Below are 18298 nucleotides of genomic sequence, written 5' to 3' on the forward strand. Positions count from 1 at the left end.
ATGTAAGGGCCCGTAGCCTAGCTGGATAGGGCGTCGGACTTCTAATCCGAAGACCCCGGGTTCAAATCCCGGCGGGTCCGCTCTTAATATATTCTTTTTTTATAAAAACTTTAAAAAAGCAGTTATATTTTATTTAGGGCTTGTAGCCTAGTCTGGAAGGGCGTAAGACTCCTAATCTTAAGATCGAGGGTTCAAATCCCTCCAAGTCCGCTTTTAAAAATTATCCAAAGTAATAACTTTAGGCTTTTCTGGTTTTTTCAACACTTTATCAAATGAAATCTGACCGTATTTACCTCCACCGCCTGGAATGACATCAACAGACTTATTTCTAAACGCATCGATGGCAGGAGCAATTTCCAAATCAACATTTTCAATATCTTCCAAAGGGACATTTATCAAAACATCGATTTCACTGCCAAAACTATCAATTAATTTTTGCCATCTTCCCTGAACTGTTTTTGTTGTAACACCCTTATCTAAAATTGTAGATATAATCTCGGCAAGAGGCATCAAGTGAACATATTTTGGTCTAAATCCAGGATGTCTAGGTTCATTATAATCTGCAATCTCTGAAATTCTAAAATCCACACCTTTTTTAATCGTTCCTCCGCAGCTGCATCTCATCTTATTTTCCTTTGCAAAAACAGGATCGATTAACTTATAACATTTGGTGCATGCAGTCATGTGATATTTGCCCAAATTAGGTATAAGACCATAATTTGCCTTAATATCCCTATGCTGAATGGCATGTTTTATGGAAGAATATGAAATATCCATAAGTTCTATCTGATTAAATTCCCTACCTAATCTATGTGGCCATGGCGAATGGGCATCGGAATTTGTTAAAAATGGAAAATCCTTAAGTTCACTAACGCAATCGGCCATAAATGTGTCCGCAGACAAACCCAATTCCACAAAATCCGGCTTTTTATCATAACAGTCATAAATGCTATCATAAGACTTATACATTCCCGTCCATGGTGTAAACGCATGGGCCGGACCGATTAAGCAATCATAGTCTTTAACCAAATCCAAAAGTTGAGCACCATCCAGATTTGTTTTTGGCCGTCCATCAATTGCTTTATTTCTGGAAGGAAGCTTATCTGATAACTCGCGAGCAATGTCAATGTCCGGAATAATAATCAAATGATGGATTCTGTGCTTTGCCTCAACTTCAGTGGTCAAAACGAAATCCATATCCTCAACCGAATAGATTCCGTCTCCGGAATACGTTGTTGTCTCTTCAATGATATCCAGCCATCCCGGATGGAAAGCATCTCCGGTTCCCAAAAGCTTTAATCCTTTCAATTTGGATTTGGGAGCCATATTCTTAATCAACATGTCCTTTGATGATGCCATGGAAAAACAGCTGTGGACATGAAAATCGGCATTTACTAACATGTATAATTGTTAGAAGTTAGAATTATATTAAACTATCCAATAATTTTTTTACATCAAAAATCGGATATTTTTCTTTCTTTGGATACGAATCGATTGATAATTTATCATCGTTGACAATTCCATCGATATCCTCCAAATTTTTTAAAAAACAGTTAGTCTTGTCGATTAGCTCAATTAGTTGAGTTTGATTTGTTGGATAAGCAAGCTTTAAAGTGGGAATATTCAAATCCTGAACAATCTTTATCTCCAAATTACGGGCATTATTGCATGCATTTCCTCCGAACAATATCAAATCATTTAATGAATCATACATTTTATCCCGATTTTTTGGTCTTTTTCCAATTATAATGGCCGCATCAGCTTCATCTACAATTTTAGAAAAAAGAAATAATCTTGATTTAACGCCAGATGGCAATTCACTTGATGAATACTTAGAAATCAAATTATCAAAAGTTAGATTGCCCTCACAAATGTCCATATTATCATATCTGGAAAAATTAGATGGGGATAAATAGGCATGCCCATTTTTTTCAATTAATGGAATGACAATCATTGATGCATCGGGTATAACTATAACATTCATAAAAAAAAGTAAAAATAATATATCGGAAATTATCCAATATATCTTAAATCATCAGCATTTCCTGCATTAGCTCTATTAATTAAATCTTGTTCCATTTGTTGAGCTTTAGCAATCATTTGTCTGGTTTCTTCTGCTCTTTCATCCAATTTATCAACATTAATCTCAAAGTTGAGCAACAATGACAATTTCTTCAGGATGGCTTCAGCAGATTCTGCATCGATGAAATATCCTGGAGTTTCGCCCATAAGGCAAGTTCCTTGAATTCCCTGACGCACAGCCAAACCTAAAAACAAACCAGAAGCTCCAACAATTCCGCCATCATTAGATCTAATTTCAATTTCGGCTTCCCTTAATAGTTCAATATTGGCTTCATCTGTAGCCGCTCCATAAACTTTAGGATTTTCAACAGGCTGCGGGATGGCCATTCCACCAAGGGTGTAAATCCTATCAATACCATAACCTTTTACAAATTCCAAAATGTCTCTACAAATTAAGTATTGACCTTCCGGAGACAATGCCTGAGTATTGCCAACAAGAATAATTAAATCTAAGTTATTTTCTCCAACATCCTTTAAATAATATAACTCATTAGACATGTTTTCAATAATGCCCTCCTCTTTTATAAGAACTTGAGGGGGAAAGGTTGGAGAATAAATTTCAGCGAACTTTGTTGCCTCCAATTCATCAATCATATGATCAGCAGCAAGTTTGCCCACATGTCCAAGACCAGGTAACGCTTCAATGAAAATAGGATTTTCTAGTTCAATTTCTTCTAAAACATTAATTTCAGCAGCATTCATGTAATTACCTCTTCATTGATTCCTTTTTCAATATGCGACGATACTTGCCGTACTTATCCTCAACGGAAAATTTGGGAGGATAAATAACTTTAAGTTTCCCACCGCACTTAGGGCAGGAATCCTTTAAAGTATAAATTCCGCATTCAGGACATTTATTCATTTTCATATTCATAAGAATCTAATTATTATCTAACTCTCTTAGAAAAGAACCATTACCATCAGATTCTTCAACAACTGCAATACATCTATCTGCTGCTGCTTTAAGGGCTTTTTCAGCTAAAAGATAATCAGTAGATTTTACAGTGATTCTGTATCTAGGTGCCCCAACACATTGGACCTTGATTTCTTCCTCATCATCGCCATTATCTTCGGCTGCCTTAAGCGCCGCAATAATGATTTCAACACCATTCGGTACGAATGTTTCAATATCAACATAACCGCTGATGTGAACTTCCGGAGGAGTAATGTTTTTCTTAGCTACTTCAGTTATAGCATCAGCCCAATCTTGAGGGATTTCTTCTTCAACAAGAGATTCCGCACCTTCTTCTGAAGCGGTTTCAAAAGCACCATAGACATCACCGAAGATGTCCATGAGGTCATAACCTACTTCATCATAAGCATCATCTAAACTTTTATCTAATGATTTTGCAGCTAATTCTAAGAATTTTTCAGCTTTTTGTTCTATTTTCCAATGTTGGATTTTTTTAGTTCTTTGGTCTTCACGGATTCTTTTTAAAGAAGCATCCACATGCCCCTTTTTAGGATTTACTCTGAGAACACGACAGACGATTTTTTGATTTTCCCTTACATGATCTCTGATATTTTTTACCCAACCAGAAGAGACTTCAGAAATATGAATAAAAGCTTCTTTGCCCTGATATTCTTCTAATTTAGCAAAAGCCCCATAATTAAGAACTTTATAAACAGTACCTACAATAAGTTCCCCTTCATCAGGCCATTCTTGACTTTTTCTTACCATACTCTCACCAACATTATATAAAAATTATAAAAAAATAGTAAAAATAAGTTAAAAACTAGAGAATCTAGTTTAGAACTTTTTCAATGTGTGCAGTGATTTTTGCTTTAGCACCGCGAGATTTGACAAGAGTTTTACCACAAATAATACATTTTACATCAGAAGCTGCACGATCGAATATTACTTGTTCATTGTCACAATCTAAACATTTGACTTTTAAAAAGTTTCCTCTACCTTTACTAACCATATTAACCACCTATTTAGCTACAAATTCAGGTTTTCCAGTTCTGAAAGATTGTTTAATGTGAGATTTACCACATTCTTTACATTTAAGTCTTAAATCTAATTTTTTAACAGGTTTATTTCCAGCAGGTAAAGGTCTTGGGTAACCTCTATAACCAGCAGTTACACGTCTGAATTGTCTTTGTCCCCAGGTTAATTCACTAGCTTTCCTTTTTTTAGAAGTATGAACTTCATGCATAGTGTGTCTTTTACAGTGAGGACAGTATGTTCTTTTTTCTTTTGGTATCTTCATTTTTTCACCGTAATCAATAAATCATTGTAAATCTATCCATGAATTTATCTAACTCAATTTATTTCACAAAAAACGTAGAGATTCAAACTACCTTGTAACGCATCAAGTCTACATGCAGCAAAAATCCAAATTATATAAAATATAATTTTTTATTATCACAAATAGATACGTTCATTATATCTATCCATCAAGTTATTTAAATGTAATGGAAAATAAGTTAAATTTTAACTTGGCGACCCTTTCTATTTTTGAAAAATACTTTCGCATTTATCAAAGGCAATGTCACCAAATCCTGTGGCCTGAAAGGACCATAGACCTTCTCATCAACTCCCACAATAGGACCAATTTCATCAAACACCAGCATTGTGACGAGTTCCGTATCCTTAGCGACTTTTTTAGATTCAAAATCAAAAAATTCGTCTTGAGCATTTGGATTGTCTTCAACACTCTTAGCTTTTGGAGCGGGTTTGGATTCCTGTTCAATTTTGGATTTTAAGATTTGCTTCTCAATAGGCTGTCTTGGCTCTTCCTTAATCGGCTTTGCTTTACTAATCTCATCAAGCCTATTTAAAACTTCATCTTCCCCATTATCTTCAACCTTTTTAGGTTCTTCGGGAATCAGAGTATTCTTTTGGGTTTCCTTAGGTTTGATGCTTTTTTTATCATCTTCCTCATCGGATAATTTTTCCAGGGAAATGTTGCCCCTATGATTTTTCAGTGTATCAATCAATGAGAAATAGAACTTTTCCTCTTCAGGAGTTAGGTTGAGCGGAGTGGTATCGACCAAATCGAACTGAGGCTTGCCTGTGAACAGATGATATGACCTATGAATATTCAAAACAGCGGCAGCAGTTATTTTATGTTCCCTTCTCTCACAGATTTCAGTAGCTATAATCTGAGCTTCCTTAAGAATTCCGTGGACATTGGAAAATGGATCCCTAATTGCTTGAACCCTCAACTCGTCTATATACTCATGAATACGAGTATAAAAGTCTTCCTCTACACGAGCCAAAGTAGCATTATTACGCTCTTTTTTTTGAATTTTACGTAATTCCTGATAAAATTGATCCACTTAATACCATCTCTAGAATTGTCTTTAAAAAATAAAAAAAAGGATAAAACAAATGAAAACTATTCATCTGTTTCTAATCTAGGAGCAAGCAAGAAACTAAGCTTACCGTCACCGGTTACCATAGTGAGTGTTAGGCTTAATGGCATGTCGGTACCTAAACTGATTTCAGCTTCCTCTGAAAATTTATCTGCTTTAAGCATTTCTCTAATCTTGTCCAGTGAGAATAAGGATTTTGCATGTTCCTGAATATTTTCTCCGTGAAGATATTTGATGCTTGCATCACCGAATTCACCGTCAGCGGATGCAATGAAGTAGTCTTCATCGACTTGCAAAGCAATCTTGTCAGAGAAGATATCAATATCGTTGATACAATCCTTTAAGATTGAGAAACGTACTTTAAAGTTGGTTGGGTGATCGATTTGAGGTGGAACAGGGTTATCATATTCCATATCAATCAATCTGATTTTGAAAGTTCTTGTGGCATCGCCTTCAAATGTGATGATGAAGTTGCCTTCATCTACAGACATCAATACTCTGTCCTGTGATTTGGCTCTTTTAAGAACTCTCATAAACTCATCAGTATCAATGTTAATCTTTTCTGGAACATCACAAATGTATTCATCAAATAAACTAGATTTGAGTTCTAAATGAACGAAAGTTATGTGACTGCGGTCTAAGGCATCTAATCTCATGCCTTCACTGTCAGTTTGAATCTGTACTTCATCAACAATTGATGAAATAGCATCAAAACTGGTTTTTAATATACTAGAATCACTTAATTCAGCTTTAAACATAAATAATCCTCTTATAAATAATGTAATTATATTTGTTTTTTATATATTATAAGTTTATCTTTTTTAGCATATCATTCCATACACGCCTTCTTCATACTTGAAACATACTCTTTTAAAGCTTCAGTGGCATTTTCCCCATGTTCTTCAATTATTTTAACAATTGCACTACCTACGATGACCCCATCTGCAATTTTAGAAATATCTGATGCTTGTTGAGGAGTATTAATACCAAAACCGACCGCCAACGGCAAATCAGTTACCTCACGAATGTCTGATAAAATTGCATTCAAGTCCGTTTTGATTTCAGAACGCATCCCAGTAACCCCTAAAGATGAAACTACATAAATAAATCCGGTTGCATCACTTGCAATCTTTTTAATCCTTTCGCTTGATGTTGGAGCAATCAATGAAATGACATCAACATCATTTGAAAGTGCAATGTCTGCAATTTCGCCTTTTTCCTCATACGGCAGATCAGGGGATATGATTCCATCAATGCCTAGCTCTGCACATCTTTTAAAGAAGTTTTCATAGCCATAGAAGAAAACCGGGTTAATGTAAGTTAAAAATACCAATGGAATGTCTGTTTTTTCACGAACCCTTTCCACTATATCAAATACGTCATCGGTAGTGGTGTTGTGTTTTAAGGCCCTGACATTTGCATCTTGGATAACAACACCTTCAGCCATAGGATCTGAAAACGGAATGCCTATTTCAATCAAATCGCACCCTGCCTCTTCCATAGCCAAAATGTATTCAACCGTTTTGTCGATTGTAGGGTCTCCTGCAGTCAAGAAACCTATGAATGCTGTGCCGTCCTTAAATGCATTAGCTATCTTACTCATTTAAATCAACTCCTCTGTATTCTGCAATTGATCTTACATCCTTATCGCCTCTTCCTGAAAGGCATATCATTATAATTTCATCTTTATCCATCTGTGGTGCCAGTTTCATTGCATAAGCAACGGCATGTGCACTTTCTATAGCTGGAATGATTCCTTCCATTCTTGACAAGTATTCGAATGCTTCGACAGCTTCTTCATCCGTAATTGGAACATATTCTGCCCTTCCAATATCCCTCAAATAAGCATGTTCAGGCCCAACGCCAGGATAGTCAAGGCCTGCTGAAACTGAGTATACCGGAGCAATCTGCCCATACTCCCCTTGGCTGAAAATGGATTTCATTCCATGGAATATTCCAATTTGACCGTTGGTCAAAGCAGCCGCATTATAAGGAGTGTCAATGCCTTTTCCTCCGGCTTCACAACCTATAAGTTTTACTTCATCATCATCAATGAAATTATAAAAGGCACCCATTGCATTGCTTCCACCCCCAACACATGCAATAACTGCATTTGGAAGCTTTCCTTCCTTTTCTAAAAACTGTTCACGTGCTTCAGCACTGATTACTGCTTGAAAATCACGTACAATCATTGGAAACGGATGTGGTCCCATTGTGGAACCGATTACATAATTAGTATCATGGACACGAGCAATCCAATCTCTGAATGCATCATTTACTGCATCCTTTAATGTTTTAGTTCCGGATTTGACCGAATGCACTTCTGCTCCCAATAGTTCCATCCTATAAACGTTCAATGCCTGACGTTGGGTGTCGACTTCCCCCATGAATACCTCACATTCCATGTCTAAAAGTGCTGCTGCAGTGGCTGTTGCAACTCCATGCTGGCCCGCACCGGTTTCCGCAATCACTCTTGTCTTTCCCATTTTTTTGGCAAGCAGAACCTGACCCAAAACATTATTGATCTTATGAGCACCAGTATGGTTTAAATCTTCACGTTTCAAATAGATTTTGGCTCCGCCCAAGTCTTCTGTCATTCTTTCAGCATAATACAATAAAGATGGCCTTCCGGCATATTCCTTCAACAATGTATTTAATTCATCTACAAATTCAGGATCATTCATATAATGATTGTACTGCTCTTCCAAGTAAAGCAATTCGTTCATCAATGTTTCAGATATGTATTGACCACCATATTCCCCATATCTTCCGTTATTCACCTTATAACCTCCATTATTTCTCTGATTTTAGTTTCATCCTTAAATCCATCAACCTCAAGACTGGAACTTAAATCCACAGCATATGGATTAAATTCCTCAATAGCCTGGCAGATATTTGAGATGTCTAATCCACCAGCTAGGAAAAATTCCTTATTCAAATTTTTTCTAATCAAACGCCAGTCAAAGGTTTTTCCGCTGCCCTTGCCACTGTCTAAAAGTAGAAAATCAGCTTGCGTATCAGCAAAACTATCCAAATCAACATCCTTTGACATTTCTATTGCATTTATAATCTTTAACTTGTTATCGGTTTTATCTTTCAAACCTGCTATGTAATCCTCATTCTCACTTCCGTGAAGTTGCGCTACATCAATAATTCCCTGGCTAAACAATTTTAATATTTCATCCTGAGAAGCATCTACAAAGACACCAACAGGAATAATATTGGAATCTAGATTATCCTTTAATCTACAAGCCATCTCATGTGAAACCTTTCTTTTACTGTCTGCGAATACAAAACCTATATAATCCGGTTTATACTTGTTTACTATATCAATGTCTTCCAATCTTTTAAGTCCGCAGATCTTGATTTTAACCATTCTTCAACTCCGAAATCATAGCCTTCTTATCATCACATTTCATTAAAGTTTCACCAATTAAAACTGCATCAACATCATTTTCTTTTAATCTGGCGACATCTTCTTTTGTTTTAATGCCGCTTTCTGAAATAAAGATGACATCATTAGCGACGCATCTACGTAAGCTGATGCTATTTTCGATGTCTACAGTAAAATCATTTAAATTCCTATTATTAACTCCGATTATTTCAGCGCCAACAGTCATTGCACGCATTATCTCATCACCATCATGAGCCTCTACAATAGCCGAAAGACCCAAATCATGGGCCAAATCCAAAAATTTCCTTAGTGTGACAATATCTAAAATAGAAACTATCAATAACACGGCTGATGCTCCGAGCAATTTTGCCTCCCAAATCATATACTCATCAATTACGAAATCTTTTCTCAGAATGGGGATGCTGACATTTTCAGCAATTTCCTTTAGATACTCATTGTCCCCTTTAAAGAAGTAAGGCTCTGTTAAAACTGAAATTGCACTGGCACCAGCATCTTCATATTCCTTTGCAATTTTTAAATAATCGAAATCTTCAGCAATCAATCCCTTTGAAGGTGACGCTCTTTTAACCTCCGCAATTATTGAAATGCCATCCTCACTTAATGCTTTTTTAAATGGAAATTCGTCTGAAATCTCCAATTGTGAAACTTCTTTTTTAAGCTCTTCCAAAGGAATATTTTCTTTAGCCTGTTCAATTCTTTCTTTGGTTTTTTCTACAATTTCATCCAACATAATAATCAGCCGTTTGTAAATTCAATAAATTTTTCAAGTTGTTCCAATGCCTTTCCGGAATCGATTATTTCAGCTGCAAGGTCCACACCTTCCCTTAAAGATTCTACTTTGCCTGCAACATATAATCCTGCAGCAGAATTCAATAGGACCGCATTTCTTTTTGGTCCTTTTTCACCATTCAATATTGATAATGTAATTTCAGCATTTTCTTGTGCGTCTCCACCGATAAGATCCTCTTTAGATGCAAGTTCCATGCCGAAATATTCAGGTGAAATTTCATAAGACATTGTTTTACCATCTTTAAGTTCACATACAAAAGTTTTATCACTTGCTGAAATTTCATCCATGCCGTCCATTCCATAGACTGACATTGCTGATGCAACTCCCAAATTCTTCAAAACATCCATCAACGGTTCCACCAATTCCTTTTCATAGACTCCCAAAACCTGCATTGTAGCTCCGGCAGGATTTGTCAGAGGGCCTAAAATATTGAATATGGTTCTGATTGAAAGTTCCTTTCTAACGCTTGCAACATATTTCATGGACAGATGATAATTCTGGGCAAATAGGAAACATAAGTTAATTTCTCTTAAACATCTTAAACTTTTTTCAGGTTCAATGTAAATATTAACCCCCAACGCTTCCAATACATCAGCGGCGCCGCATTTACTTGATGCTGATCTGTTTCCATGCTTTGCTACAGGTACTCCTGCAGCCGAAATGACAATGGATGAGGTTGTTGAAATATTGAAAGTATTCGAACCGTCTCCACCGGTTCCTACTATTTCCAAAACTTCCAAATCATTTAATAATCTTACACAATGTGCCCTCATTGCTTCAGCGGATGCAGTAATCTCATCGATTGTTTCACCTTTCATGGACATCGCTGTCAAGTAAGCACTCATCTGAACTTCGCTTGCTTCGCCGCTCATGATTTCATCCATAGTCTGGTATGCTTCATCATAAGTCAAATCTTCATGTTTGTATACTTTTAAAATAGCTTCTTTAATCATAATATTCCTCTTTCAACCTTTTCTGTGAAATTTCTTATAATTGTTAAACCGTCAGGAGTCAATATTGATTCGGGGTGGAACTGCAGACCATAAACATTGAAATCTCTATGCTTTACGGCCATTATTTCTCCATCATCCTTTGATTTTGAAATGATTTCTAGACATTGAGGAAGCGTATCCTTAACCAAGCTTAAGGAATGATATCTTCCAACGCTGATTTCACTTGGCAATTCCTTAAAAATAAAATCATAATCCAGTGATATCTTTGATGACTTCCCATGCATCAATCTTTTTGCGTGGGAAATCTTTCCTCCAAATGCGGCGCAAATCGCTTGGTGACCTAAACAAACTCCCAAAATAGGAATCTTGTCATGGAATTCCTTTACGATATCAATGCAGATTCCTGCATTTTCCGGTTTTCCCGGTCCAGGGGACAATATGATGCATTCAGGATTTAACTCAGTGATTTCGTCAATGCTTATTTTATCATTTCTATAAACCAGAATATCCTGATTAACTTCACCAATCAATTGAAACAAATTATATGAAAAACTATCATAATTATCTATTAAAAGAATCATTCAATCCCCCCATCAGCAATTTTCAATGCATTAATGACTGCTGCCGCCTTATTCAAGCATTCGTCAAATTCCTTTTCGGGCACACTATCTGCAACAATTCCTGCACCTGAACGGATGAATACTTTGTTGTTGCGGGCAAAGGCAATTCTTATTGAAATGCATGTGTCGAGGTTTCCGCTTAAGTCAACATACCCTATGGCTCCTCCGTAAATTCCTCTCTTATTGTCTTCCAGTTCATTTATAATTTCACAAGCCCTTATTTTTGGAGCTCCAGACAATGTTCCGGCAGGCAAAATTGAATCGATTGCTGATAAGGAATCCAAACCTTTTCTTAAATCGCCTGTAACGGTAGACCCGATATGCATCACGTGTGAAAATCTCTCAATTGATAAGTATTTGTCCACTTTAACAGAACCGATTTCAGCAATTCTTCCAATGTCATTTCGACCCAAGTCAACAAGCATGTTATGCTCTGCCAGTTCTTTTTCATCAGCCAATAATTCCTCTTCCAGCCTCAAATCCTCCTCTTCGGTTTTTCCGCGAGGTCTTGTTCCCGCCAGAGGAAATGTGTATAGCTTATTATCATTTAATTTGACTAAAGTTTCGGGAGATGCTCCAGCTATCTCAATATCATTGCTTGAGAAGTAAAACATGTATGGAGATGGATTAGTTGTCCTTAAAACCCTATAAGTATCAAATAAACTTCCCGTAATATCCGCCTCGATTCTGTTGGATAAAACAACCTGGAAAATATCGCCTTCGCGAATATAGTATTTTGCCCTGTCAACCATATTGCAATATTTTTCACGTGAAAATGCCGGTTTGAAATCAGATTTCAATTCGAGCGGTTCAACATCTATTTTTTTACCGTTTTTAATCAAATTGGCAATTTCAACTAATTCATCGCATGCCTTTCCATAGTTACCTTCCAAGTCATCGGTTTTCATGTTTACGATAATGACTATTTTTTGCTTGAAGTTGTCAAACGCAATTACCTTATCAAACAGCATTAAGTCAATGTCTTTAAACTGATCCTGATTTTCGGCATCCAGCTTTAGGGAAGGTTCAGCATACTTTATATAATCATATGCGAAATAACCTACAAAACCCCCTGTAAAAGGAGGCAAATAATCCAATTTAGGAGATTTGTTCTTTTTAACCAAACCCTTAATAATCTCACCGGGATTATCGGTCTCGACAGTTACCTCATCATCTGTAAGTTCATTGAAGTCTTTATCCCCTTTTATGGTGACAATTCCATTTTGGCAAGTGAACTCCAAAAGAGGATCGTAACCTAAAAATGTGTATCTTCCCCATTTTTGTGAATCTTCAACACTTTCCAACATATAAGTATGGTCACTGATACCTTTCAAAATTCTTAAAACCTCTATGGGAGTAGCTATATCTGAAAAAAGTTCATAAGATACAGGTATTCGCTTATACTCCTCATCCTTTCCAATTTTTTTAACATCTTCTAAACTTGGGGAAAACATCCTATCACACATTTAAATTTACTATTATATAATTAGTATAATGTACTATTTAAAACCTTGTTGTAACAATTTGTACATTATAGTAACTTTGAAAAAAAATATCAATACATCTTGTCCTGTTGTTGGCTGAATTGAATAACGATTTTTTTAATTTCCCTGCTTTCCAAATAAGGGAGCTTTTCGCTAATCTCCTTTTCCAAATCACGATTCAGCTGAAGTCTCTTTTGAGCATATTCCTCCCCTTCGAATTCACTGCGATATTGTTTATTTAAATTAGAGTATTTTGTAATCAAAGGCTGAAGAACGGTGCCAATGTCCTTATCCAATTTGTCATTCTTGATTTTTTGTTTTCTAACTTCAATCACAAATCCTACAACAGTTATGAAAAATCCCAAAACGGTTATAGTCAATGCAGGAACAAAAATCTTATCATCATTTACAAAAAGAACAGTAGTGAAAATTCCAACAAATATTAAAAGAACACCTATTTTTCTCAAATCCATATTTACATATCTAAACTTATTATTATTTAATACTATTCAATTCCTTAATAATCGAATTTATAACCAAACCAAACGAAAGTATGGCCAAAATAGAAACTGCGAAAACGACAAAAGTATTTGTAAACAGCACATTTACCGTATCAAGAATAACAATGCTCTCTGCAACCAGATTATTTAAAAAATGTGCAAAAATCGGAACCAGAATATTGTCAGTTCTCAAATACAGGATGGCCATGCATATTGCAAAGATAAATGCCGCAACAATACTTCCATAAGTGTGCATAGAAGCGAACAATAAGGATGTAATCAATATTGAAAAGACCGTTGGCACAATTATCTTCAACCTATTTAATAAAACTCCCCTGAAAATCAGTTCTTCAGAAATCGGAGAGATAAATACTGTAGCAATGAAACTTTCAATGGCAATCAGGGAGTTATTCAAATATAATGAGGATACTTGAAAATTAATTAAATGGCCCATATCCGGAAATGCATTCAAAATAAACCCGGATAAATATAAAAATCCATAAGAAAGAAAAATATTCAAGATAACAATGATTAAAATGTTTTTCAAGGTTCCCATTGAAAAAACATCGATTAAATCCTGTTTAAGGCTTGAAAAATTATCTCTTAATCTAAAGATAAAATAAAAAATTATGCAAATGTAAATCCAAACAGAATTAATATGAACAATGTTTAAAGAATTAAAAATAAATTGAATTATAAATAAAATAATTATTAAAATCAATACCTCTTTTAAAGAAATATTTTTAAGTTTTTCATTAAATAAAGACATATCTATCAAGAAAAAAATTCATTAAAAAAAATTTGATAAGAATGACTAATTAGTCAAGTACGAATCATCACACAAATTAACAGCGTTCAATCATCATTACCAAAGATAAAAATATCTTCAATTGCATCTTTACCCAAGATCTTAGTTATATGATAGGCCAATAATAAGGAAGGGTTATAGCGAGCGTTTTCTAAAGCATTTATTGTTTGACGAGTTACGCCAACCAAATCGGCAAGTTGCTGTTGAGTCAAACCTTTTTCTTGGCGGAACAGTCTTATTTTAGTTTCCAATTAATCACCTATAATTCATAATTATAGTTATATCTATTTTTTATATGAAATAATATAAATCTTTCTAAAATCCTTAAATATTAATAATTTAAAAGCAAAATATTATAATGTTATCAAAAATATTAAAGGTGAGTTGATAAAAAATGGCTATACACCCAATTGAATTTAGATATGGGACACCCGAAATGAAAAGTATCTGGGAAGAAGAAAATAAATTGCAAAGAATGTTAGATGTTGAGTCTGCACTCGCTCAAGCTGAAGGCAAGCTCGGTATTATTCCACAGGAAGTTGCTGATGAAATTGCGGCAAAAGCAAATACAAAATACGTAAAACTAGAAAGAATGAAAGAAATTGAAGCAGAAACCAATCACGATATTGCCGCCCTATCAAAATCGATTACTGAAGTTTGTGAAAACGGTGCAGGTGAATATGTTCACTTCGGAGCAACATCAAATGACATTGTCGACAGTTCAAATTCATTATTGATTAAAGATTCAATCATTGTATTAAAAGAAAAGCTAGAAAGATTAACCAAAATAATGCTTGATTTAGCAAAAGAACATAAGATGAAAGTATGTATTGGACGAACACACGGACAGCATGCACTTCCTACAACCTATGGAATGAAATTTGGCCTATGGGCTGATGAACTCCACAGGCAATACGACAGACTGGAACATGCAGAAGCCAATGTATGTATTGGAATGATGGATGGGGCAGTGGGAACCACAGCAGCACTAGGAGAACAAGGCTGGGAAATCCACAAAACAGTTGCAGAAATTTTAGGCCTTCCTGCAGCAACAATTACAAACCAAGTATTGCAAAGAGACAACCACGTTGAATTCATAAGTGTTTTAGCCAATATCGCAAGTACATTAGACAAAATCGCATTAGAAATCAGAAGCTTGCAAAGAACTGAAATCATGGAAGTCGGAGAATACTTCGATCCTGAAAAACAAGTAGGAAGCAGCACAATGCCACATAAGATGAATCCTATTACAGCTGAAAGGATTTGTGGCGTTGCAAGAATTGTCAAATCATATGTGAATGCCGCATTGGACAACAATCCGCTTTGGCACGAAAGAGACTTGACCAATTCCTCCTGTGAAAGGATTATGTTTCCAGAAAGCTGTATCTTAACTGATTATATCCTAAACTTAACCATCAAATTAATGAACAATCTTGTATTCTATGATGAAAACATCGAGAGAAACTTGAATTTGACAAATGGTTTGATTATGGCTGAAAGGTTGATGGCGGAGCTTACCCGTGCAGGAATGGGAAAACAGACCGCATACGGAATTGTAAGGAAAAACGCAATCAAAGCCAATAAAGAAAAACTCCTGTTAGGTGAACTGATTCTAGAAGACGAAGAGGTTCAGAAATACCTAACTAAGGAAGATGTTGACGAACTGATGGACCCTCACACCTATATCGGATCCATACCAACCATCATTGACGAATTGCTTGAAAAATCCGAAACTTGGTTTTAAAAAATAGAATTAATTGATTTGAAAATCAATTAATTTTTACTTCTTTTTATTTCCGGAACATATCTCTTAAGCATTAATGAAAGAGTTATGACCGTTACTGAACTCAATGCCATGGCAAGGCCTGCCAATGCTGGCTTGAATGTTATTCCAAATGTAGGATACAAGACACCTGCTGCAATCGGAATCAGAATTGAGTTGTATGCAAATGCCCAAAAGATGTTTTCCTTGATTCTGCGCATTACCTTTTTGGAAAACTGCACTGCGGCAACGACATTCTCCAAATCTCCTTCCATTACGACAATGTCCCCGCTTTCCATAGCGATGTCCGTACCATTACCCATTGCTACACCAATATCCGCCTGCGTAAGTGCAGGAGCATCGTTGATACCGTCTCCAACAAATAAGACCTTTTTGGTGTGATTTGCCTGAGCTTCTTTAACAATGTCCAATTTGTTTTCAGGAAGAACACCCGCTTTGACATTGTCAATTCCAACTTCACGAGCTACATTCAATGCTGTGGCCTCATTATCCCCAGTCAACATGTAGGTTTCGACACCCATCTTATGCAGCTCTTCAATAGTCCTTTTGGAAGTTGCCTTGATTTTATCAGACAAGCTTAAAATGCCTTTAACTGATTTGTCTTGTGCAATAAGGATAATTGTTTTAGATAACTTTTCAAGTTCATGATACTTATCAACCAATTCTTTAGAGACATTGACATCTTCTGATCGCATTAAGGTCAGATTACCTGCTAAAACTTCACCGCCATTCAATTCGGCTTTCAAACCCTTACCTGTTATATTTTCAAAGCTTGAAGTTGAATCCAAATCGATATTTAACTCTTTGGCCTTATTTACTATGGCTTTTGCAATAGGGTGATTTGAATTCTGCTCAATGCTGGCTGCAAGCTTGATTAAATCCTCATCAGAAACTCCATATGGAATAATGTCATCAACTTCAGGCTTTCCCTCGGTTATTGTACCTGTTTTGTCGAATGCGGCCACATCAATTTGACCGGCATTTTCCAATGTGTCCCCGTTTTTAATCAGAATACCGTATTCAGCAGCCCTTCCAACACCAACAGTAACAGCAGTCGGAGTCGCAAGACCTAAAGCACATGGACATGCAACCACCAAAATTGAAATTAAGCAAGTAAGTGAGAACAGCAATGAAGCGCCCAATACAAAGTACCAAATTAAAAATACTGCAATGGCAATTGTCAAGATAACTGGAATAAAGTAAGAAACAATAGTATTTGCGAACTTCTGAACCGGAGGCCTTGAAGATTGTGCCTTTTCAACCAAACGAATGATATTTGATAGTACAGTTTCCTTTCCTATCTTTTTGGCCTTAATCTGCAATACGCCATCCTGATTGATGGTTCCGGCAAAAACCTCTTCACCATCTTTTTTTACTTTTGGAATCGGTTCGCCGTTAATCATTGATTCGTCAACATAAGACTCCCCACCGACAACATCGCCGTCAACAGGAATCTTTTCACCAGGCTTTACCAAAAGCAAATCATCTACAACAATGTCGGCAATGGAAACCTCTTTTTGTGATACAATCTCCCCATTTTCATCAACTTCAATAGCTGTTGCAACAGTCGGCTGAAGACCTATTAACTCACGAATAGAATCAGAAGTTCTTTTTTTGGCTCTAGCTTCCAAATATCTTCCAATCATCAAGAATGCGGGAAGCATTACGGCAGAGTCATAAAACATGAAGGAATGATCCAAAACAATATGGAAAGTTCCTAAAATACTTGAAACATAAGCTACAACAATACCCATTGAATACATTACATCCATATTCAAGTTCTTATGCGCCAATCCATTAAATCCCGCTTTTAAAATTGGCAGAGAAACATATAAAAATGGTAAAATACTTACAAGCAATGACAATAATCCCATGGAAGAAATGTTAATGCCTAAGGACTCATTGATACTACTGACAACACCCGCTAATGGATCCCACATGGTAAACATTAAAACCATTAGGATGGCTGATGCTATCAAACCAACAATGATTCTGTTACGTTTATCCTTTAGATCCTGTTGGTAAATTGCCTCTTCATCGATTTCAGTTTGCCCTTCGACACCTAGAAGCTCAAAACCTAAAGAAGTGATTACCTCATCAATTTCATCCAATGTGACTTTAGATGAATCATATCTAATTCTTGCTGATTGTGAAGTCAAATCAGCCTTAACATCAAAAATTCCATCTAATCTGACTAAGAAATTCTCAACATTCATTGTACATGAAGCACAATGCATTCCTTGAATTCTTATGGTCATCTCATCAGTATGAAGGTCAAATCCGAGGTTTTTTACTAACCTCTCCATCTCTTCATAGGAAATCTTTTTAGTGTCAACAGTAATATGCAATTTATTAGCTGCAAGGTCTGCATCAACCTCTTCTACACCTTCAATCTTCCCAAAAGTTTTATTTACACTTAAAACGCAAGATGCACAATGCATTCCTTCAATCGGCAAATCCATATGTTTATGTTTCACCATCTATCACAACCGTTATATTATATACAACAATATATCATTTTTTAGTAATATAAAGTTTAGGT

Annotated in this window: 21 protein-coding genes and 2 tRNA genes; 3 read left to right on the forward strand and 20 right to left on the reverse strand. The window is 35.9% G+C overall.

Annotated elements, in window-relative coordinates; translation table 11 throughout:
- Nucleotides 1–6 precede the first annotated feature (6 nt).
- Nucleotides 7–80, forward strand: a tRNA-Arg gene (locus ACJMLD_RS07745).
- Nucleotides 81–136: 56 nt separating this feature from the next.
- A tRNA-Arg gene (locus ACJMLD_RS07750) sits at nucleotides 137–210 on the forward strand.
- Nucleotides 211–213: 3 nt separating this feature from the next.
- Here the strand turns inward: ACJMLD_RS07750 and ACJMLD_RS07755 are convergent.
- From ACJMLD_RS07755 to ACJMLD_RS07845, 19 genes are all read right to left on the reverse strand, one after another.
- Entirely contained in the window at nucleotides 214–1401 is a 1188-nt protein-coding gene (locus ACJMLD_RS07755) for a TIGR00375 family protein (RefSeq protein WP_405270179.1), read from the reverse strand.
- 22 nt (nucleotides 1402–1423) lie between these two features.
- A complete protein-coding gene (locus ACJMLD_RS07760) occupies nucleotides 1424–1984 on the reverse strand; it encodes a DUF2112 family protein (RefSeq protein ID WP_405270182.1) in 561 nt (186 codons plus the stop codon).
- 29 nt (nucleotides 1985–2013) lie between these two features.
- Nucleotides 2014–2784, reverse strand: coding sequence for a proteasome assembly chaperone family protein (locus ACJMLD_RS07765; protein WP_405270185.1), 771 nt, complete (start codon nucleotides 2782–2784; stop codon nucleotides 2014–2016).
- Between the two features lie 4 nt (nucleotides 2785–2788).
- Nucleotides 2789–2956 (reverse strand): RNA-protein complex protein Nop10, encoded by a 168-nt coding sequence (locus ACJMLD_RS07770; protein ID WP_405270188.1) that lies wholly within the window; start codon nucleotides 2954–2956, stop codon nucleotides 2789–2791.
- A gap of 6 nt (nucleotides 2957–2962) precedes the next feature.
- Nucleotides 2963–3763 carry a translation initiation factor IF-2 subunit alpha gene (locus ACJMLD_RS07775; RefSeq protein WP_405270191.1) on the reverse strand — a complete coding sequence of 267 codons (801 nt, stop codon included), beginning with the start codon at nucleotides 3761–3763 and terminating at the stop codon, nucleotides 2963–2965.
- Nucleotides 3764–3827: 64 nt separating this feature from the next.
- On the reverse strand, nucleotides 3828–4007 hold the full coding sequence (locus ACJMLD_RS07780) for a 30S ribosomal protein S27e (protein WP_067044971.1): 180 nt from the start codon (nucleotides 4005–4007) through the stop codon (nucleotides 3828–3830).
- 9 nt (nucleotides 4008–4016) lie between these two features.
- Nucleotides 4017–4295: a 50S ribosomal protein L44e gene (locus ACJMLD_RS07785; protein ID WP_303345557.1), complete on the reverse strand. Its 279-nt coding sequence runs from the start codon at nucleotides 4293–4295 to the stop codon at nucleotides 4017–4019.
- 217 nt (nucleotides 4296–4512) lie between these two features.
- Nucleotides 4513–5367 carry a hypothetical protein gene (locus tag ACJMLD_RS07790; RefSeq protein WP_405270194.1) on the reverse strand — a complete coding sequence of 285 codons (855 nt, stop codon included), beginning with the start codon at nucleotides 5365–5367 and terminating at the stop codon, nucleotides 4513–4515.
- 59 nt (nucleotides 5368–5426) lie between these two features.
- Nucleotides 5427–6161 (reverse strand): proliferating cell nuclear antigen (pcna), encoded by a 735-nt coding sequence (gene pcn / locus ACJMLD_RS07795; protein WP_405270197.1) that lies wholly within the window; start codon nucleotides 6159–6161, stop codon nucleotides 5427–5429.
- Between the two features lie 71 nt (nucleotides 6162–6232).
- A complete protein-coding gene (trpA, locus tag ACJMLD_RS07800; protein WP_405270199.1) occupies nucleotides 6233–7006 on the reverse strand; it encodes a tryptophan synthase subunit alpha in 774 nt (257 codons plus the stop codon).
- Entirely contained in the window at nucleotides 6999–8183 is a 1185-nt protein-coding gene (gene trpB / locus ACJMLD_RS07805; protein WP_405270202.1) for a tryptophan synthase subunit beta, read from the reverse strand. The genes trpA and trpB overlap by 8 nt, the downstream gene beginning before the upstream one ends.
- Complete coding sequence (locus ACJMLD_RS07810) at nucleotides 8180–8779, reverse strand: phosphoribosylanthranilate isomerase (RefSeq protein ID WP_405270207.1); 600 nt, start codon at nucleotides 8777–8779, stop codon at nucleotides 8180–8182. Before ACJMLD_RS07810 ends, trpB begins: the two co-directional genes overlap by 4 nt.
- Nucleotides 8772–9548, reverse strand: a complete 777-nt coding sequence (gene trpC, locus ACJMLD_RS07815) for an indole-3-glycerol phosphate synthase TrpC (RefSeq protein WP_405270210.1) — start codon at nucleotides 9546–9548, stop codon at nucleotides 8772–8774. Before trpC ends, ACJMLD_RS07810 begins: the two co-directional genes overlap by 8 nt.
- A 5-nt stretch (nucleotides 9549–9553) precedes the next feature.
- A complete protein-coding gene (gene trpD, locus ACJMLD_RS07820; protein ID WP_405270213.1) occupies nucleotides 9554–10561 on the reverse strand; it encodes an anthranilate phosphoribosyltransferase in 1008 nt (335 codons plus the stop codon).
- Nucleotides 10558–11142, reverse strand: coding sequence for an anthranilate synthase component II (locus tag ACJMLD_RS07825; protein WP_405270216.1), 585 nt, complete (start codon nucleotides 11140–11142; stop codon nucleotides 10558–10560). The genes trpD and ACJMLD_RS07825 overlap by 4 nt, the downstream gene beginning before the upstream one ends.
- Nucleotides 11139–12635 carry an anthranilate synthase component I gene (gene trpE, locus ACJMLD_RS07830; RefSeq protein ID WP_405270218.1) on the reverse strand — a complete coding sequence of 499 codons (1497 nt, stop codon included), beginning with the start codon at nucleotides 12633–12635 and terminating at the stop codon, nucleotides 11139–11141. Before trpE ends, ACJMLD_RS07825 begins: the two co-directional genes overlap by 4 nt.
- A 101-nt stretch (nucleotides 12636–12736) precedes the next feature.
- Nucleotides 12737–13138: a hypothetical protein gene (locus ACJMLD_RS07835; protein ID WP_405270221.1), complete on the reverse strand. Its 402-nt coding sequence runs from the start codon at nucleotides 13136–13138 to the stop codon at nucleotides 12737–12739.
- Nucleotides 13139–13160: 22 nt separating this feature from the next.
- Nucleotides 13161–13637, reverse strand: a complete 477-nt coding sequence (locus tag ACJMLD_RS07840; RefSeq protein WP_405270225.1) for a CPBP family intramembrane glutamic endopeptidase — start codon at nucleotides 13635–13637, stop codon at nucleotides 13161–13163.
- A 383-nt stretch (nucleotides 13638–14020) separates the two neighbouring features.
- On the reverse strand, nucleotides 14021–14224 hold the full coding sequence (locus tag ACJMLD_RS07845) for a helix-turn-helix transcriptional regulator (protein WP_405270228.1): 204 nt from the start codon (nucleotides 14222–14224) through the stop codon (nucleotides 14021–14023).
- A gap of 143 nt (nucleotides 14225–14367) precedes the next feature.
- On the opposite strand from ACJMLD_RS07845, the gene purB reads away from it, so the two are divergent.
- Nucleotides 14368–15717, forward strand: coding sequence for an adenylosuccinate lyase (gene purB / locus ACJMLD_RS07850; protein ID WP_405270231.1), 1350 nt, complete (start codon nucleotides 14368–14370; stop codon nucleotides 15715–15717).
- A gap of 29 nt (nucleotides 15718–15746) precedes the next feature.
- Here purB and ACJMLD_RS07855 read toward each other — a convergent pair whose 3' ends face one another.
- The gene (locus tag ACJMLD_RS07855; protein ID WP_405270234.1) at nucleotides 15747–18236 is read right to left on the reverse strand and encodes a heavy metal translocating P-type ATPase; all 2490 of its coding nucleotides are present in this window, start codon (nucleotides 18234–18236) and stop codon (nucleotides 15747–15749) included.
- Nucleotides 18237–18298 lie beyond the last annotated feature (62 nt).

The organism is Methanobrevibacter sp. (assembly GCF_045112895.1).
Lineage (GTDB): Archaea > Methanobacteriota > Methanobacteria > Methanobacteriales > Methanobacteriaceae > Methanocatella.

What these genes read in the sequence shown, in the direction of transcription:
- ACJMLD_RS07755 (WP_405270179.1), bottom strand. Translation starts at nt 1,401, where the DNA reads ATGTTAGTAAATGCCGATTTTCATGTCCACAGCTGTTTTTCCATGGCA.
- ACJMLD_RS07760 (WP_405270182.1), bottom strand. Translation starts at nt 1,984, where the DNA reads ATGAATGTTATAGTTATACCCGATGCATCAATGATTGTCATTCCATTA.
- ACJMLD_RS07765 (WP_405270185.1), bottom strand. Translation starts at nt 2,784, where the DNA reads ATGAATGCTGCTGAAATTAATGTTTTAGAAGAAATTGAACTAGAAAAT.
- ACJMLD_RS07770 (WP_405270188.1), bottom strand. Translation starts at nt 2,956, where the DNA reads ATGAATATGAAAATGAATAAATGTCCTGAATGCGGAATTTATACTTTA.
- ACJMLD_RS07775 (WP_405270191.1), bottom strand. Translation starts at nt 3,763, where the DNA reads ATGGTAAGAAAAAGTCAAGAATGGCCTGATGAAGGGGAACTTATTGTA.
- ACJMLD_RS07780 (WP_067044971.1), bottom strand. Translation starts at nt 4,007, where the DNA reads ATGGTTAGTAAAGGTAGAGGAAACTTTTTAAAAGTCAAATGTTTAGAT.
- ACJMLD_RS07785 (WP_303345557.1), bottom strand. Translation starts at nt 4,295, where the DNA reads ATGAAGATACCAAAAGAAAAAAGAACATACTGTCCTCACTGTAAAAGA.
- pcn (WP_405270197.1), bottom strand. Translation starts at nt 6,161, where the DNA reads ATGTTTAAAGCTGAATTAAGTGATTCTAGTATATTAAAAACCAGTTTT.
- trpA (WP_405270199.1), bottom strand. Translation starts at nt 7,006, where the DNA reads ATGAGTAAGATAGCTAATGCATTTAAGGACGGCACAGCATTCATAGGT.
- ACJMLD_RS07810 (WP_405270207.1), bottom strand. Translation starts at nt 8,779, where the DNA reads ATGGTTAAAATCAAGATCTGCGGACTTAAAAGATTGGAAGACATTGAT.
- trpC (WP_405270210.1), bottom strand. Translation starts at nt 9,548, where the DNA reads ATGTTGGATGAAATTGTAGAAAAAACCAAAGAAAGAATTGAACAGGCT.
- trpD (WP_405270213.1), bottom strand. Translation starts at nt 10,561, where the DNA reads ATGATTAAAGAAGCTATTTTAAAAGTATACAAACATGAAGATTTGACT.
- ACJMLD_RS07825 (WP_405270216.1), bottom strand. Translation starts at nt 11,142, where the DNA reads ATGATTCTTTTAATAGATAATTATGATAGTTTTTCATATAATTTGTTT.
- trpE (WP_405270218.1), bottom strand. Translation starts at nt 12,635, where the DNA reads ATGTTTTCCCCAAGTTTAGAAGATGTTAAAAAAATTGGAAAGGATGAG.
- ACJMLD_RS07835 (WP_405270221.1), bottom strand. Translation starts at nt 13,138, where the DNA reads ATGGATTTGAGAAAAATAGGTGTTCTTTTAATATTTGTTGGAATTTTC.
- purB (WP_405270231.1), top strand. Translation starts at nt 14,368, where the DNA reads ATGGCTATACACCCAATTGAATTTAGATATGGGACACCCGAAATGAAA.
- ACJMLD_RS07855 (WP_405270234.1), bottom strand. Translation starts at nt 18,236, where the DNA reads ATGGTGAAACATAAACATATGGATTTGCCGATTGAAGGAATGCATTGT.